Origin of the sequence: Aliarcobacter cibarius, assembly GCF_013372265.1 — a bacterium.
Classification (GTDB): Bacteria; Campylobacterota; Campylobacteria; order Campylobacterales; family Arcobacteraceae; genus Aliarcobacter; species Aliarcobacter cibarius.
The window spans coordinates 2,069,765-2,085,563 of sequence record NZ_CP054051.1 but is presented as its reverse complement, the minus strand read 5'-3'; the positions used below and the strand labels follow the sequence as shown (position 1 = coordinate 2,085,563).

Annotated in this window: 13 protein-coding genes and 6 tRNA genes; 12 read left to right on the top strand and 7 right to left on the bottom strand. The window is 26.4% G+C overall.

Annotated features, from left to right (window positions below; translation table 11 throughout):
• Position 1: 1 nt before the first annotated feature.
• From ACBT_RS10425 to ACBT_RS10380, 10 genes are all read left to right on the top strand, one after another.
• Entirely contained in the window at positions 2 to 349 is a 348-nt protein-coding gene (locus ACBT_RS10425) for a translation initiation factor (RefSeq protein ID WP_024774390.1), read from the top strand.
• 21 nt (positions 350 to 370) lie between these two features.
• Positions 371 to 1,759, top strand: coding sequence for a bifunctional ADP-dependent NAD(P)H-hydrate dehydratase/NAD(P)H-hydrate epimerase (locus ACBT_RS10420; protein WP_024774389.1), 1,389 nt, complete (start codon positions 371 to 373; stop codon positions 1,757 to 1,759).
• Positions 1,756 to 2,067 (top strand): divalent-cation tolerance protein CutA, encoded by a 312-nt coding sequence (cutA, locus tag ACBT_RS10415; protein WP_024774388.1) that lies wholly within the window; start codon positions 1,756 to 1,758, stop codon positions 2,065 to 2,067. The genes ACBT_RS10420 and cutA overlap by 4 nt, the downstream gene beginning before the upstream one ends.
• Positions 2,064 to 2,843 (top strand): thiazole synthase, encoded by a 780-nt coding sequence (locus ACBT_RS10410; RefSeq protein WP_024774387.1) that lies wholly within the window; start codon positions 2,064 to 2,066, stop codon positions 2,841 to 2,843. Before cutA ends, ACBT_RS10410 begins: the two co-directional genes overlap by 4 nt.
• A 109-nt stretch (positions 2,844 to 2,952) precedes the next feature.
• Positions 2,953 to 3,030, top strand: a tRNA-Pro gene (locus tag ACBT_RS10405).
• Between the two features lie 15 nt (positions 3,031 to 3,045).
• Positions 3,046 to 3,122: transfer RNA gene (locus ACBT_RS10400), tRNA-His, on the top strand.
• Positions 3,123 to 3,134: 12 nt separating this feature from the next.
• Positions 3,135 to 3,211 (top strand) — tRNA-Arg (locus ACBT_RS10395).
• 4 nt (positions 3,212 to 3,215) lie between these two features.
• Positions 3,216 to 3,300: transfer RNA gene (locus ACBT_RS10390), tRNA-Leu, on the top strand.
• Between the two features lie 6 nt (positions 3,301 to 3,306).
• Positions 3,307 to 3,383 (top strand) — tRNA-Gly (locus ACBT_RS10385).
• A 51-nt stretch (positions 3,384 to 3,434) separates the two neighbouring features.
• A tRNA-Arg gene (locus tag ACBT_RS10380) sits at positions 3,435 to 3,511 on the top strand.
• Positions 3,512 to 3,517: 6 nt separating this feature from the next.
• Here ACBT_RS10380 and ACBT_RS11795 read toward each other — a convergent pair.
• From ACBT_RS11795 to ACBT_RS10370, 3 genes are all read right to left on the bottom strand, one after another.
• Positions 3,518 to 3,643, bottom strand: a complete 126-nt coding sequence (locus ACBT_RS11795) for a hypothetical protein (RefSeq protein WP_257116994.1) — start codon at positions 3,641 to 3,643, stop codon at positions 3,518 to 3,520.
• A gap of 123 nt (positions 3,644 to 3,766) precedes the next feature.
• Positions 3,767 to 5,608: a biotin/lipoyl-containing protein gene (locus tag ACBT_RS10375; protein ID WP_024774386.1), complete on the bottom strand. Its 1,842-nt coding sequence runs from the start codon at positions 5,606 to 5,608 to the stop codon at positions 3,767 to 3,769.
• A 3-nt stretch (positions 5,609 to 5,611) separates the two neighbouring features.
• Entirely contained in the window at positions 5,612 to 5,875 is a 264-nt protein-coding gene (locus ACBT_RS10370) for an OadG family protein (protein WP_024774385.1), read from the bottom strand.
• Between the two features lie 139 nt (positions 5,876 to 6,014).
• On the opposite strand from ACBT_RS10370, the gene ACBT_RS10365 reads away from it, so the two are divergent.
• Positions 6,015 to 6,890, top strand: a complete 876-nt coding sequence (locus ACBT_RS10365) for an AraC family transcriptional regulator (RefSeq protein WP_024774384.1) — start codon at positions 6,015 to 6,017, stop codon at positions 6,888 to 6,890.
• Here ACBT_RS10365 and ACBT_RS10360 read toward each other — a convergent pair.
• Together ACBT_RS10360 and ACBT_RS10355 are read right to left on the bottom strand one after the other, a co-directional pair.
• Complete coding sequence (locus tag ACBT_RS10360; protein WP_024774383.1) at positions 6,884 to 7,585, bottom strand: hypothetical protein; 702 nt, start codon at positions 7,583 to 7,585, stop codon at positions 6,884 to 6,886. The genes ACBT_RS10365 and ACBT_RS10360 overlap by 7 nt on opposite strands.
• Before the next feature lie 31 nt (positions 7,586 to 7,616).
• On the bottom strand, positions 7,617 to 9,662 hold the full coding sequence (locus tag ACBT_RS10355) for a methyl-accepting chemotaxis protein (RefSeq protein ID WP_024774382.1): 2,046 nt from the start codon (positions 9,660 to 9,662) through the stop codon (positions 7,617 to 7,619).
• A 114-nt stretch (positions 9,663 to 9,776) separates the two neighbouring features.
• Here ACBT_RS10355 and ACBT_RS10350 point away from each other — a divergent pair, with 114 nt between their 5' ends.
• Positions 9,777 to 12,557 (top strand): DUF3427 domain-containing protein, encoded by a 2,781-nt coding sequence (locus ACBT_RS10350; RefSeq protein ID WP_024774381.1) that lies wholly within the window; start codon positions 9,777 to 9,779, stop codon positions 12,555 to 12,557.
• An 11-nt stretch (positions 12,558 to 12,568) separates the two neighbouring features.
• On the opposite strand, the gene ACBT_RS10345 is transcribed toward ACBT_RS10350, so the two are convergent.
• Positions 12,569 to 14,935, bottom strand: coding sequence for a transporter substrate-binding domain-containing protein (locus ACBT_RS10345; RefSeq protein ID WP_024774380.1), 2,367 nt, complete (start codon positions 14,933 to 14,935; stop codon positions 12,569 to 12,571).
• 66 nt (positions 14,936 to 15,001) lie between these two features.
• Positions 15,002 to 15,703, bottom strand: coding sequence for a response regulator transcription factor (locus ACBT_RS10340; protein ID WP_024774379.1), 702 nt, complete (start codon positions 15,701 to 15,703; stop codon positions 15,002 to 15,004).
• Between the last annotated feature and the right edge of the window lie 96 nt (positions 15,704 to 15,799).

The window sequence follows — 15,799 nt, the reverse complement described above, 5'->3', positions numbered from 1 at the left end:
AATGGGAATTGTAGAAAAATTAACTTTAGGGCTTACAGCGAAGCTAGATGGAAATAGTTTCGATACACAAAAAGAAGATAATAAAAATCCTAAAAAAGATACAAAAACGATATTACCAAAAAATCAACATCAGTTAGTATTTGCTCTTGAAAAAAGAAATGGTAAACCAGTTACAATTATTGGGAAATTTCAAATTGAAGATGATAAAAGAAAAGAGATTTTAAAACTTTTAAAAACTAAGCTTGCATGTGGCGGAGCTATAAAAGATGAGTATATAGAAATTCAAGGTGACTTGAAAGATAAAATTAGAATAATTTTAGTTGACAATGGATGGAAATTTAAGAACTAAAAATATGTATAGGAGCTTTTCATGAAAAAGATATTTGATGAGGTAAGAAGTTTAGATAAAAAAGCTATTGAAAACTACTTTTTAAGTGAAGATATCTTGATGGAACATGCTTCTATAGGCATACAAAAATATATAACTAAAAAATTTAAGAAGAATGAAAAAATTTTAATTGTTTCTGGTACTGGGAATAATGGAGCTGATGGTATTGCTTTAGCAAGGCTACTTCATAAAAGATTTGATGTTAGTTTATATCTTACAAATGAACCAAAAACAGAGATTGGGAAATTACAATTAAAAAGAGCAAAATCAATAAATGTAAATTTTGTAAAAGATATTTTTCAAGCAGATATTATTGTTGATTGTATATTTGGAACAGGTTTAAATAAAGAGTTAGATAAAAATAGTATTGATTTAATAGAAAAATTAAATAATTTTAAATCCTTTAAAATAGCCTGTGATATTCCTAGTGGATTGGATATTTTAGGAAGAGTTACAACAATTGCATTTAAAGCAAATGTTACAATAACTATGGGAGTATTAAAAACAGCACTTTTTAGTGATGTTGCAAAAGATTATGTTGGGAAAATAAAAGTTACAAAATTAGGTATTGAAGATGAATTTTTTCAATCAACATTGACTAATAAATATTTATTAGAAAAATCAGATTTAGTATTGCCATATAGAAATATAGAAAATTCTCATAAAGGTACTTACGGGCATTTAAATGTAATTTCTGGAGAAAAAGTGGGTGCTTCAATAATTTCTTCTATGGCTGCTTTTTCTTTTGGAGCAGGACTTGTAACAATTATCTCTGAAAATCAAAAATCTATTCCACATCTTATAATGCAAGATAAAGTAATAAGTAAAAATTGTACAGCAATAGCTATTGGTATGGGGCTTGGTAAAATAGATGATAGTAAATTAGAAAATATATTAAAATTGAAATTGCCAAAAGTATTAGATGCAGATATTTTTTATAACAAATTAATATTAGAATATTTGAATGAATATGTTGTTTTAACTCCACATCCAAAAGAGTTTATATCTTTATTAAAATTAGCAAATATTGCAGATATCACTATAGAAGAATTACAAAACAATAGATTTAAGTATGTTAAAGAGTTTTGTAATAAATATCCATATGTTGTATTATTGCTAAAAGGTTCAAATGTTATTATTGCACAAGATGATAATATCTATATAAATAGTTTTGGAAATTCATCTTTAAGCAAAGGTGGAAGTGGTGATGTATTAAGTGGACTTATAGCTTCTCTTTTGGCTCAAGGATACAAAAGAGTTGAAGGATGTATAAGTGCAAGTTTAGCTCATACTTTAAGTGCATTAAATTATAGTAAGAATAATTACTCTTTAACACCAGATGATTTAATAGAAGGAATAAAAAATTTATGAGTATGGTTGTTATTCAAACAACTTGTGGAAGTAAAGAAGAAGCGAAAAATATAGCTTATACTTTAATAAGTAAAAAGTTAGCAGCTTGTGTACAATTAAAAGATATAGAATCTATATATTATTGGAAAAATGAAATTTGTTGTGATAATGAAACACTTCTTATTATAAAAACAAAAAAAGAACTTTTTTCTAAGGTTCAAAGTAAAATTTTAGAGCTTCATAGTTATGATGTGCCGGAAATTATTGAAATAGATATTTCAAATATTAGTGAAGATTATTTAAAATTTATAAAGGAAAATACAATATGAGTGATATACTAAAAATAGGTAAATACGAATTAAATAGTAGGTTAATTGTTGGAAGTGGAAAGTACAAAGATTTTACTACAACAAAAGAAGCAACACTAGCAAGTGGGAGTGATTTGATTACAGTTGCTATTAGAAGAGTAAATATTACTAATCCAAATGAAGAAAATTTATTGGATTATTTTAAAGATACAAATATAAAATTTTTACCAAATAGTGCAGGGTGTAAAAATGCAGAAGAAACTATTACAACATTTAGATTAATGAGAGAAGCAACAGGAATAGATTTAATAAAACTTGAAATTATTGGAGATTTTACAAAAACTTTATATCCTGATGTTATTGAGACTATAAAAGCTTGTGAAATTCTAAAAAAAGATGGTTTTACAGTTATGGCATATACTAGTGATGATTTAATTGTTGCAAAAAGACTTGAAGATGCAGGAGCTGATGCTATAATGCCACTTGCTGCTCCTATTGGAAGTGGTTTAGGAGTACAAAATAAATATAATATAGCATTTATTAAAGATAGTGTAAAAGTACCTGTTATTGTTGATGCTGGAGTTGGATGTGCAAGTGATGCAGCTATTTGTATGGAATTAGGAGTTGATGGTGTATTAACTAATACTGCAATTGCTTGTGCAAAAGATCCTATTTCCATGGCTATAGCAATGAAGCATGCAGTAATTGCAGGAAGATTGGGTTATAAAGCAGGAAGAATAGAGAAAAAACCTTTCGCAAGCGCATCTTCTCCACTAGATGGATTAATACAATTTTAGTTATTTTTGAAGATTTTATGAATTTTTTCAAAAAATCTTCAAAAACACTTGACAAAACTAAAAATATATAATATAATTCCGTCCACTTTTTGAGATAAAAGGTGTTTGTCGGGGCGTAGCGCAGTCTGGTTAGCGCACCTGGTTTGGGACCAGGGGGCCGGAGGTTCGAATCCTCTCGCCCCGACCATTTGTTTTTTATATGGTAGATATAGCTCAGTCGGTTAGAGCATCGGGTTGTGGTTCCGAGGGTCGTGGGTTCGAGCCCCATTATCTACCCCATTTTTTTACTATGCTTCCATAGCTCAGCTGGATAGAGCAACGCCCTTCTAAGGCGTAGGCCGTACGTTCGAATCGTACTGGGAGTACCACTTTGCGGATGTGGTGAAATTGGTATACACGCCAGACTTAGGATCTGGTGCCTCACGGTGTAAGAGTTCGAGTCTCTTCATCCGCACCACTTTAAGCGGGAGTAGCTCAGTTGGCTAGAGCTTCTGCCTTCCAAGCAGACTGTCGCGAGTTCGAGTCTCGTCTCCCGCTCCATAAAGCCTTATATAAGAAGATTTCTTTTTATGTAAGGCTTTTTTTATATATGCTTCCATAGCTCAGCTGGATAGAGCAACGCCCTTCTAAGGCGTAGGCCGTACGTTCGAATCGTACTGGGAGTACCAGTTTTATTAAATACTACCACCAATACTTATTCCATAACTACCACCGCTGCTAATATTAGCACCTGTTGTAATACAACCACTTATAGCAATAGATACAATTATAATAAAGATTAAGTAGATAAATTTTCTCATAATTAGACTTCTTTTTATTTTTTGATAAAGATTTTACAATATTATAAATAAATAGTTAGATAATAATTGAGGATAGATATCTGGTGTAGATAATAGAGGTAAAAACCTCTATTTTTAAGATTTTTAAGCGATTACTGCTAAAACTTGACCTTCTTCAACTGCTTTAGAAGGCTCTGTTAAGATTTTACTAATTGTTCCCGAAACAGGTGCAACAATATCAATCTCCATTTTCATAGCTTCTAAAATCATAATTTGTTGATCTTTCTCAACTCTATCACCTTCTTTTACAAGAATCTTCCAAACATTACCATTTACTGCTGCTGGAACTTCTGTGCCATTATAAACAGGTTTTGCAGCTGCAACTGGAGCTTGTTGAACTGGAGCTTGAGGTGCTACTTGTTGAACAACTTGTTGAACTGGAGCAGCTACTTGAATATTTTGAACATCTCCTTCAAAAACTGATACATTAAATCTTTGACCATCTACTACTACTGTATAATTTCCATTTGCCATTTTATTTTCTCCTTTTTGTTTTGTTTCTTTCTTATCTTCATTTGAACTATTTTTTCTTACATTTAAAGGACCTTCTCCTTTTAAAAATGCAATACCTTTTTCATCACATGCTGCTGCTATAAAAATATTTTCTTCTGTTGTAGGTATATTTTCAATTTCTAATCTTTGTCTCCAAACATCAATTTTTTTCTTTGGATCTGCATCTGCAATATCTAAAGGATTTAAAGTTGTTGGTTCAAGTTTTAGTTTTTGTGCTGCTAATTCTACAATTTCTTTATCTGGTTCAACTGGAGTTTTACCAAAGTATCCTAAAACCATTCTTCCATAACCTGGAGCTATTTGTTTCCATGGACCAAACATAACATTTGCATATGCTTGTTGCCAATAGAATTGTGATACAGGAGTTACACTTGTACCAAATCCACCTTTAACAACAACTTCTTGCATAGCTTTAATTACTTCAGAGAATTTATCAAGTGTTCCATTATCTCTCATCATTTGAGTGTTTGCTGTTAAAGCACCACCTGGCATTGGTGAGAATGGAATAAGTGGTGACACTTGAGTAGCTTCTGGTGGAAGAAAATAATCTTTTAAACAATCAGCTAAAACTTCTTCATATTTTAAAATTTTATCAATTTCTAGTCCACCAAGATCGTAATTCATACCCTTAGTTGCATGTAACATCGTAAGAATATCAGGTTGACTTGTTCCTCCACTAACTGGGCTAGCGGCTAAATCTATACCATCAGCTCCTGCTTCAAGTGCTGCTAAGTAACATGCAACTGAAACTCCAGCTGTTTCGTGAGTATGCAATCTTATGTGAGTTGAATCACCTAAAAGTTTTCTAGCCATTTTAATTGTTTCAAAAACTTTATTTGGACTACTTGTTCCACTTGCATCTTTAAAGCAAATAGAATCAAATGGTAATCCACTATCAAGAATTTTTCTTAAAGTTTTTTCATAAAAAGGTACATCATGGGCACCTGTACAATTTGGTGGTAAATCCATTAAAGTAACAACCGCTTCATGTTTTAATCCATGATTTTTAATACATTGCGCTGAATACTCTAAATTTTGAATATCATTTAGTGCATCAAAATTTCTAATAGTAGTTGTTCCATGTTTTGCAAAAAGTTTTGCGTGTAAATCAATTAATTCACGACTACCAGTATCAAGCATAACAGTATTAATACCTCGAGCTAATGTTTGTAGATTTGCATCAGGACCAACGATTGCTCTAAATTTATCCATCATGTCAAAAGCATTTTCTTGAAGATAGAAGAATAAAGATTGAAATCTAGCTCCTCCACCAAATTCAAAATGTCTAATTCCTGCATCTTTCGCAGCTTCAACAGCTGGAAAGAAATCATTCATTAAAACTCTTCCTCCAAAAACAGATTGAAATCCATCTCTGAAAGTAGTATCCATAATATCAATATATTTTTTTGCCATAAACTATGCCTTTGCTTTCGTATGATGCTCAATTGCAGCCATAATTGCAGCTACTTTTCTAGCATCAATTCCATAAGGATTTGCTGGTGCTTGAGAAATAACATTATTATAGATAACTTGAGATGTTGCAGGCTCTGGTTTTTTTGGAAAAAATTCAACAAAAGTAACACCTTTTGCTTTTAGCAAAAATCCAATAACTAATAGAATAGTTGATACTATTCCCATAATTATGAAAAAGCTAAATAGTGCTTGTAATAGGGCTTCCACATTTCTCCTTTAAGTATTTATTAACACTTGTTTTAAAGTACCGTATTTTAGGAAAATTTTATATTTTCTTCTTCTTTTTTGGTGCTTTATAAATTGTTGTTTCGTGCTAATTTTATCTAAAATTTGATAAAATTATCTTATGAAAAAAGAGACTTTAGAAAAAAGAACAAAAATCGCAAATGACATAATGTACTATATTTATACGCATATAGATACAAATATTGATATAGAAGAACTTAGCTTAGATTTGAACATAAGTAAATTTCACATGCATAGAATTTTTAAAGAGATTTTCGGACGAAATATTTATGAAAGCATTAAATCTATTAGATTGCAAAAAGCTTCAAATCTACTACTTACAAACAAATATTCAACAATATCTAGTATTGTAAATTCATGTGGTTACTCTTCACAATCTTCTTTTATTAAAATATTTAAAGAAAGATTTGGAATGAGTCCTAAAGAGTGGAAAAATGGTGGATATAAAGAATATTCAAATGAAATAATTAAACAATCAAAATTTGCTATGAAATCAAAAGCTAATTTTGAGAATATAACACCAACTATTGTTAAAGCAAAGGCAATAGAAAGTTACTATATAAGAAATAGAGGTTACAACAAAAATATTGAAGCAACATGGCAAAAGCTTCAAACATGGGTTTTAACAAATAATATAAAATCATATAAAAGAGCAGCACTTTTTCACGATAATCCTACGATTACGCCATTAGATGAGTGTCAGTATATAGCTTGTATTATAGTTGATGATGAAAAAAGTATAAAAAGTGATAGGATTCCAAAATTCAAAATTGCTGAGGGTGTATACGCAAGGTTTGATTTAAAAGCAAAAGCTGAAGATTTGTTACCATTTATTCAATGGGTATATCATGAGTGGCTACCAAAAAGTGAATATGAAACAACAACAAAGCCATCATATGCAATCTATGATAAGTTAGATTTTATAGATGGAGATGATGAGTTTGAGTTTAGCTTTTATGTATCAATAAATTATTGAATTTGAGTTAACCATCTTTTTAAAAAGTCTTCTCTTGAATATAGTTTTGCACCTAAATCAAATTTATATTGCATATATGGATGACCTAAATTCCAAAAAGAGAAGTTATTTTTTTCTAAATAAAGAGCTAATAAGACCATTTGAAGTTTTCCCCAGTTTTTATAGTTTTCATCTTTTGATGAAAAACCACTAAGAGAAGTATATGTTGAGTTTATTTTATATCCAATTTCACCAGCTATTAATTCTTTAGAATTTTTATCATATAGCTCTATACTTAATATTGAAAAATTATTATCTGGATTTTTGTACAAATCTACAATTAAATCTTTATATTTATTTGTAAGCCAATTATCTTTGTGGTAATCATCAAGTTTTTCTAAAATTTTATTTATATCTTTATTTATCAGAAACTCAAAATTATTTTGATTTATTAGCTTTTTTACTCTTTTATTTATATGAAGATTATCAAAATCTAAAATAGCATATTCAAATTGTATTTCAGGCAGAAGGTAAAATAGGTTATCAATGAAAATAGATGTAGATATAAAGCCAGTTTTTGCTAAAAGAATATAAAACTCTTTTGAAAAATCATCACTTAGATAATAGTTTACATTTGTATTTGAGTAGATATTTATAAGAGTATTTTTCTCTTTTATATCATTTTTATCAATTAAATATAAAAAATCTTGTTGCAAATTTTATAATTCTAAAATAGGATAACCTATTTTAGAATGATTCCCATTCATCATCACTTGTAGATGATTTAATCTCTTTTTGTTTTGTACTATTTTTTTCTATTTTTACATCAACCTTTTTAGTTATAAAAGTATCAGCTTTTTTTGTTGATTTATTACTATTTTTATACTGTTCATGAAGTTCAGCTTTTCCAATGAACTCATTTTTATCTGCATCTTCAACAACTTTATAAGCAATTTCATTTGCTCTTGTTGCAATTTCTTTTGTATTTGCAGCAATTACTGCATTTTGTTGAGTTTGTTGATCTAATCCAGTTACTGCATCATTGATTTGTGTAATTCCAGCTTGTTGTTCTTTTGAAGCATTTGCAATTTCAGTTATTGTTTGACTTTGTTTATTTATATTTTCAAGAAGTTCTGTATATCCTTGAATCATTTCAAAACTTATATTTTTACCTTCATTTGCTTTTGAAGTAGCATATTCAACTAAAGATTTTATCTCTTTTGCAGCTTCTGCACTTCTGCTTGCAAGATTTCTTACTTCTTGTGCAACAACTGCAAATCCTTTTCCAGCTTCACCAGCAGTTGCAGCTTCAACAGCAGCATTTAAAGATAGAATATTTGTTTGGAAAGCTATTTGATCAATTACAGAAATAGCTTCATTTATTCTATTTACTTGTGTGTTTATTTCATCCATCGCAGTTGTAGTATGATTTGCTAACTCTTGACCTTTTTTTGCAGAATTAGTAACTTGCTCAGAATATATTGACATTTGTGCAACATTGTTAGCATTGCTAATTACTGTGCTAGTTATCTCTTCAAGTGCTGCTGCTGTCTCTTCTAGTGAAGCTGCGGCATTATTTGAACTTTTGTTTAGTGTATCAACATTTTCAAGTAATTCATTAGAACTATTTTGTAAACCAAGTCCTACTTTTAAAGATTGTTTTAAAAGTTCAGATATCTCTTCTCCTAACTCATTCATAGCAACAGCAACTTTTGCATAAGGATTAGGGAATTTTGTAGTAAAATTATGTTTTTTAAAGCTTTCTATAACATTTAAAAGCATATTTACATCTCTTGCAATTGTATGCTCAAGATAATCTTGTAATTGATCTAAAAGATTTTTTAAAATAACTAAATTTGGAGTATCACTTTGTTTTTCAATTTTAGCTAGCATATTTCCTTTTGAAAGTTCTTTTACAAATCTTTCAACATCTGCTAAAAATTCATTATCTTTTTTTATACTATCACTTGTATTTTTAATATTTAAATTCACAACTGCAGCTATTTCACCAAATTCATCTTTTGATGATATATTTATAAATGAACTAGAGCTTGTTTTATGATTTAAGAAATCAAAGAAACTAAGAGTTCCTTCTTTTATTTTATTTAAAGAGTTAGTTATTAAGCTAATAGTTATAAATACAAAAATAAGACCAGCAATAGCTATTATTAAAATTACAACAATAATTGTGTATATCGAATTATTTGCACTTTGTGCAGATTCATCTATCATCTTTTTAGAAAAATTAAATGTTCTTTCTCTTTGTTCCACAAGAAGTTTTGAGAAATTATCAGAAACTTTAACTAAAGTTGCAATTTCTTTTATATACTCATTAACATATTTATCTTGTTCTGTTTTATTTCCACTATTTTCAATAGTTTTTGCAATATAATCATCTAATTTAATATGAACATTTTTCCAAAGATTAAAAGCTTCTTCAAGTCCAGTAAAAGCTTTTTTACCAGCTTCTGTTTTTCGTGGAGTGCTTTTGAAAAAATCCCAATGTTTTTGAATTCTATTCCAAGTATCAAGTTTTGCTTTTTGTACTCTTTGTAAATTCTCTTTATTGTCATTATTAAAATAAACAGTAACAAATTCATAAATTATTGATCTAATAGCCATTCTTTCACCATCTAAATCTGCTAAAGATAATAAAATAGGAATTCTTTGTTCTGATACTTCTTCAATATCATTTGACCATTTCTTCGCACTATTAAAACCAATAAAACCAATAATTAACATACCAACAAGTAAAACTGAAGATAGTAACCATAATCTAGCTTTTACAGACACTAAAACCCCTTTTATAAAAATTATTATTATTATATGATTTAATCACTTAAACCCTTACTATTGGTTAATTTAGAATATATTTAATATAATAATTTTTTACCAAAAGGAATTTTTTTGAATAGCTTAATTTCAAATTCTAATACAGATAATTTTTATAATCATTTTTGTAAATCTTTGTTAGAGTCAAAATATTTTATTATTAATGTAGCTTTTATAAATTTTAGTGGAGTTCAACTTTTATTAGAAGTTTTTTCAAAGTTAGAGAATAAAAATATTAAAGGTAAAATTTTAACTTCTACGTATTTAAATTTTACAGAAGTAAAAGCTCTGGAGAAATTAAAGCAGTTTAAAAATATTGAATTGAAAATTTATGATTGTAATATCACAAATCTTGGCTTCCATCCTAAATCTTATATTTTTGAATTTAATGATTTTTATGAAGTTATAGTTGGTTCTTCAAATATTACTGCTAGTGCTTTTAAGACAAATGTAGAGTGGAATGTAAAAACAATTGTAAAAAAAGATGATGAATATTTAAAAAATATTTTAAATGAATTTAATAATTTATGGAAAGAATCTTTTGAAGTAAATGAAGATTTTTTACATAAGTATGCTAATTTTATGGAAAATCAAAAAAGAGATTTTTTACCAAATTTTTTTTACAAACAAAATATAAAAATAAATTTTATGCAAAAAAATGCTTTAGAAAAGTTAAAAAGTTTAAGACAAAAAAATCAAAATAAAGCTTTGGTCATTGCTGCAACAGGAAGTGGTAAAACTTATCTTAGTGCTTTTGATGTAAAAAATTTTGAAGCAAAAAGAGTTCTTTTTTTAGTGCATAGAGAAAATATTTTATTGAGTGCTAAACAGAGTTTTGAAAATGTTATTTCAAATAAAACTTTTGGATTATTTACTGGAAACAAAAAAGAGAAAGAGCAAAATTATCTATTTTCAACTATTCAAACAATGAGTTTATATTTTGAAGAGTTTGAAAGAAAAGAGTTTGATTATATAATAATTGATGAAGCTCATCATGCAACAAGTCCAACATATAAAAAAGTTATAGAGTATTTCCAACCAAAATTTTTATTAGGATTAACTGCAACATCAAATAGAATGGATGGAAATTCTATTTATGAAATTTTTGATGAAAATATTGCTTGTGATATAAGACTAAATGATGCTTTAGAACATGATTTGATAGTTCCTTTTCACTATTTTGGAATAAGTGATATACAATCTATTGATTATGAAAATGTAGATTTAACAAAAATTGATCTCTTAGCAAAACTTTTAAGTGTAAATAAAAGAGTGGATTACATAATAGAACAGATGAATTTCTACTCTTTTGTTGGAAACAAGAGAAAAGCTATTGGATTTTGTGTATCAAAAGAGCATGGAATTTATATGAATGAAGAGTTTAATAAAAGAGGTATCTTTTCAATTTTTTTATCAAGTGAAGATAATATTTCCTCTAGAGTTAAATATATTCAAAAATTAGAAGATGATAATGATAATTTAGAAGTCATTTTTACAGTTGATATTTTCAATGAAGGAGTTGATATCCCTTCAATTAACACAGTTCTTTTTTTACGACCTACAAATTCACCAATAGTTCTTATTCAACAACTTGGACGTGGTCTTAGAAAATATAAAAATAAAGAATTTTTAACAGTTCTTGATTTTATTGGAAATCATAAAAAGGCATATTTAATTACTTTAGCTCTTGCTGGAAATAAAGCGATAGATAAAGATAGTTTAAAACTTTTTTTATCAAATAATTTTGCAAATTTTAAAAATGCTCATATTTGTATGAATGAAATTTCAAAACAAAGAATTTTAGAGCAAATTGAAAAAGAGAATTTTAATAGTTTAAAATATTTAAAAGAACAATATTTTGAATTTAAGAGTTTATTAGGAAATAATATTCCAAAGCTTGTAGATTTTTTACAGTTTAATGATGCAATAAATCCAATAAAATTTATAGATGAGAGTTATTCATATATTGAATTTTTATCAAAAGTAGAAAATGAAGTTAAGTTAAAAGAGTTAGTCTTGAATCAAAATTTTGTAAAAGCTATTAGATTTATAGAAAATTTGTTACCAGTAAAAAGGGTTTATGAATTTGTAATTTTGAAATATCTTTTAGATAATGATTTTTGTGATGAGAATATAGCTTTTAAAATTTTAAATAAATATTTAGATAAAGTTCAAAAAGAAACAATTATTCATAGTTTTTATTTTTTAAATCAAGATTTTTTAGATTCTGCTCAAATAAATAGATATTTAAAATTAATAAATTTTGATGGAAAAAGTGTAGTAAAAACGGAGCAGTTTTCAAAACTTTTAGAAAATAAAAAATATAAAGAGATTTTTGAAGATAGTTTAAATTATGGAATTTATCTTTATGAAGAGGAGTTTGGAAGTTTTGATTATGGAAAACCATTTTTGAAACTTTATGGAAAATACAATATGTTAAATATTGCTCAACTTTGTAATTTCCCAAAAATTCATAGTTCATTTAGAGGAAGTGGATTTTTAAAATATGAAAATGATTTCTTTTTATTTATAAATATTGAAAAAGAAAAATTTTCAAAATCATCAAATTATAATAATACTTTTTTATCAAAAGAAGTATTTACATATCAAAGTAAACCAAGCCACAGTCAAAATCAAGGAGATGGAGAAAAACTTTGTCAAAATGAGAAATTTGGAGTGAAACTCCATATTTTTATGAGAAAATTTGTACAAGTAGATAAAAAAACTCAGGATTTTATATATTTAGGATTAGCAAACAGTATAAAATATGAAGGAAATAAACCAATAAGTTTAGAGCTAAAGCTTGAAGTACCACTAGATGATAAGTTATATGAAGAATTTACAAAAATAGTGTAAATAAATTATTTTCAATTTGTTGGAATTACTATTTTAAATTCTGCCCCTTTAAATTTTGTATTATTGTATATGTATTCATTGTTAGATACAAAAATATCACCTTTCATATGTTTTTTTACAATTTCTAAGGACATATAAAGTCCTATACCTGTTCCTTGACTTTTATGTTTTGTTGTAAAATATGGTTCGAAAATTCTGTCAATAATATCATCTTTTATTCCGCCAGCACTATCTTTTATGATTAATATTAGATTGTTATTTTCTTTTTTCGAATCTATAAAGATAAATTTTTTATCATCTTTTTTATTTTCAAACGCATCAATGGCATTACTTATGATATTTAATATAACTTGAATAAACTCATTTTTAAGTCCTAGAATAGATATATTACTTTCTGATTTTATAATTTTAATATTTCGATTTTGTAATTTGCTGTTTACTAAGTTTAGAACTTTATTTATAGATTCATCTATATTAAAAACGATAATTTCTTTTTCATTGCTAAAAAAATTTCTAAAATCATCTATTGTATTTGATAAATGTTGTGAAGAGTTATTTATTGTATTCATCGTTTCATAAAATTCATTATCAGTTAATATATTTAAATCTTTTTTTAATTTAGCTGCAGTTGCAACTGTTGAAATAACAGATAGAGGTTGTCTCCATTGATGAGCAATATTCTCAATCATTTCTCCCATAGCTGCCATTTTTGATTGTTGATTTAAAATATTCTCTTTTTGAATGAGTTCTTGACTCTTTTTTTCAACAAGTTTTTCAAGATTTTTATTCATTTGTTTTAGTTGTTTTGTTTTTTCTGCAACTTTATTTACTAAAATTTTATTCAAATTCTTTAAAGTATATGTTCTATATACAAATGCTAATAGAATTAGTAAAACTACTAAAAATATTTTTATAAAGATTTCATAATCAATAGTTTTTTGAAATTGTACATTATCCCATTTTGTAATAATTTGATTTAATTCACTATATGAGATAGAAGATATAGCTTTATTTAAAATAGATTCTAAAATAAAATAATCATCTCTTATCATAAATTTAAGACTAAAATTAAAACCTGTATTTCCAGATACCTTTAAATCATCAAAATCATACTTTGAAATATTATAAAGTAATACAGGTTTTATATCAACAAATGCATAAACTTCATTTTTTGATACTAGGTCTAAACCTTCTTTTATACTATTAACCGGAATAAAATCTATTTCTGGAAGATTATTTTTTAATATATTATGTGCTGTAAAGTTATTACCTATTGCAATTTTTTTATCTTTTATAAATGCTATATTCTCTATGAAGTTCTCATCTTTTTTTGTAACTATTGAAATAGGAAAAGTTGCATATTCTTTTGAAAATATAGAAAAATTTTTTCTTTGAGGAGTTTCTCCAGTACTATAAATTAAGTCTGTTCTTTTATCTTTTATACTTTCTATTTGTTGATTAAAAGTTTCAAAAAAAATATTTTCTGTTTCCAAATTTAATTTTTTTGAAACTAATTCCCAATATTCTGATGAGATACCAGTAGCTTGATTGTTTTTTGATTTAAAAGTAAAAGGTTCCCATGAATTTGAAATAGATACCTTTATTTTATGATTTTTAAGAAATTCTAATTCTTCAGAAGTTAGATTTATTTGATACTTAAAATTTTGATAGTACTGTTCATTTTCATTTAAAATCCATTTCTTTTCTATATTTAAAAGTTCATTTATTGGTATTTTTAAAAATCCAGCATTAAAAATTTCAGCTTTTCTTTTACTATTAGTTATCGCTTCAGTTTTTGTTTTCTTAACAAATTTGTTTAAAGATTTTATTAAATGAAATTGATTATTTTGAACAGTGTAATATTCAAAAGCTACTTTGTCATCATAAACTAAATCTATCTCTTTTTTTTCTAAAGCTTCAATTACATATTTATAATCTTCGTAAACTTTAATACTATTTTTGGGGAAACTAGTAGAAATAAAATTTATGTGAGCTTTACCTACTAAGCCTATTACTGAATTATTATTTATTTCTGTAATAGGTTCATTCTTTGATAAAGTAAAAAAATCGCTTTTTGTTTCATAAAAATTATCTGAGTTAATCATCCAATCTTCGTAATTACTAGTACCTATAAAGAAATCAACTTTATTTTCTTTTACTAAGTGAATAGCATCATCCCAAAGTTGACCATCTACAAATTCAATTTTATAATTATTATGTTTTGCCCATGCTTTCCAAATATCTATATAAAGTCCAGCTTCTACATTATCTTGTTTATAAGAAAATGGCGCATAATTTGGATCATAAGAAATTTTAAAATCAACTTGATTTGCTTTAATGTTTAGAAGAAGTAAGAGAAGAAAAAAAACTATTCTCATTTTTATCCAATGTGAAAAATAAATTAAAATTTTAAGGTTACTAAATTATTAAAGAGTTTAAAGTTTTTAATAATTTAATCTATAACCAACACCTGAAATATTTAAAATAGACTCTTTACCTATTTTACTTCTAAGTTTATTTAATAAATTCTTAAAAGCTGATTCAGTTGCCTCGTACTCATTTCCCCAAATATAATTCTTTAATTCTTCAACTGACAGAATTCTGTTTGAATTTTTTATTAAATATTCTAGTAACATTAATTCTTTAAAAGTTAATAAAATTTCTTTGTTATCTTCTTTACAAATTAATTTTTTATGTAATACATTAAATTCAATATTATTATTGAAAGAGATTATATATCTTGAATTCTCTAAAATTTCATCTACACATTTATAAAGTGCTGAATGTAAAGACTTAAAGTCAATTGGTTTTGTAAGATAATCTGCAAGTTTTAATTTTGTCGCTTCAAGTAAATAATCTTTATTTGTATAAGCACTTAATATTATAATAGGAATTTTTTTATCAATTCTTCTCAATTCTTTTATAAATTCTATACCATTTTTATCTGGAAGATTTATATCTGAAATAATAATATCTATTCTATATTTATATAATAATCCATTTGCTTCTTTTATATTTGATGCATCAAATATATTTTCACAAAAAAGTTTTAGTGTTGATTTAACATTTTCCTTTATTTTTTCTTCATCTTCTATGTATAAGATATTTAAACTGTTTAAGATTTTTATATGCTCAGCATTTTTCAAAACTAACCCTTGGTAAATAATTAAATTATAATATAATAATAAAGCTTAGTATAAATTAATAAATTATAAGCAAATTAATAATATAATTAAAGATAT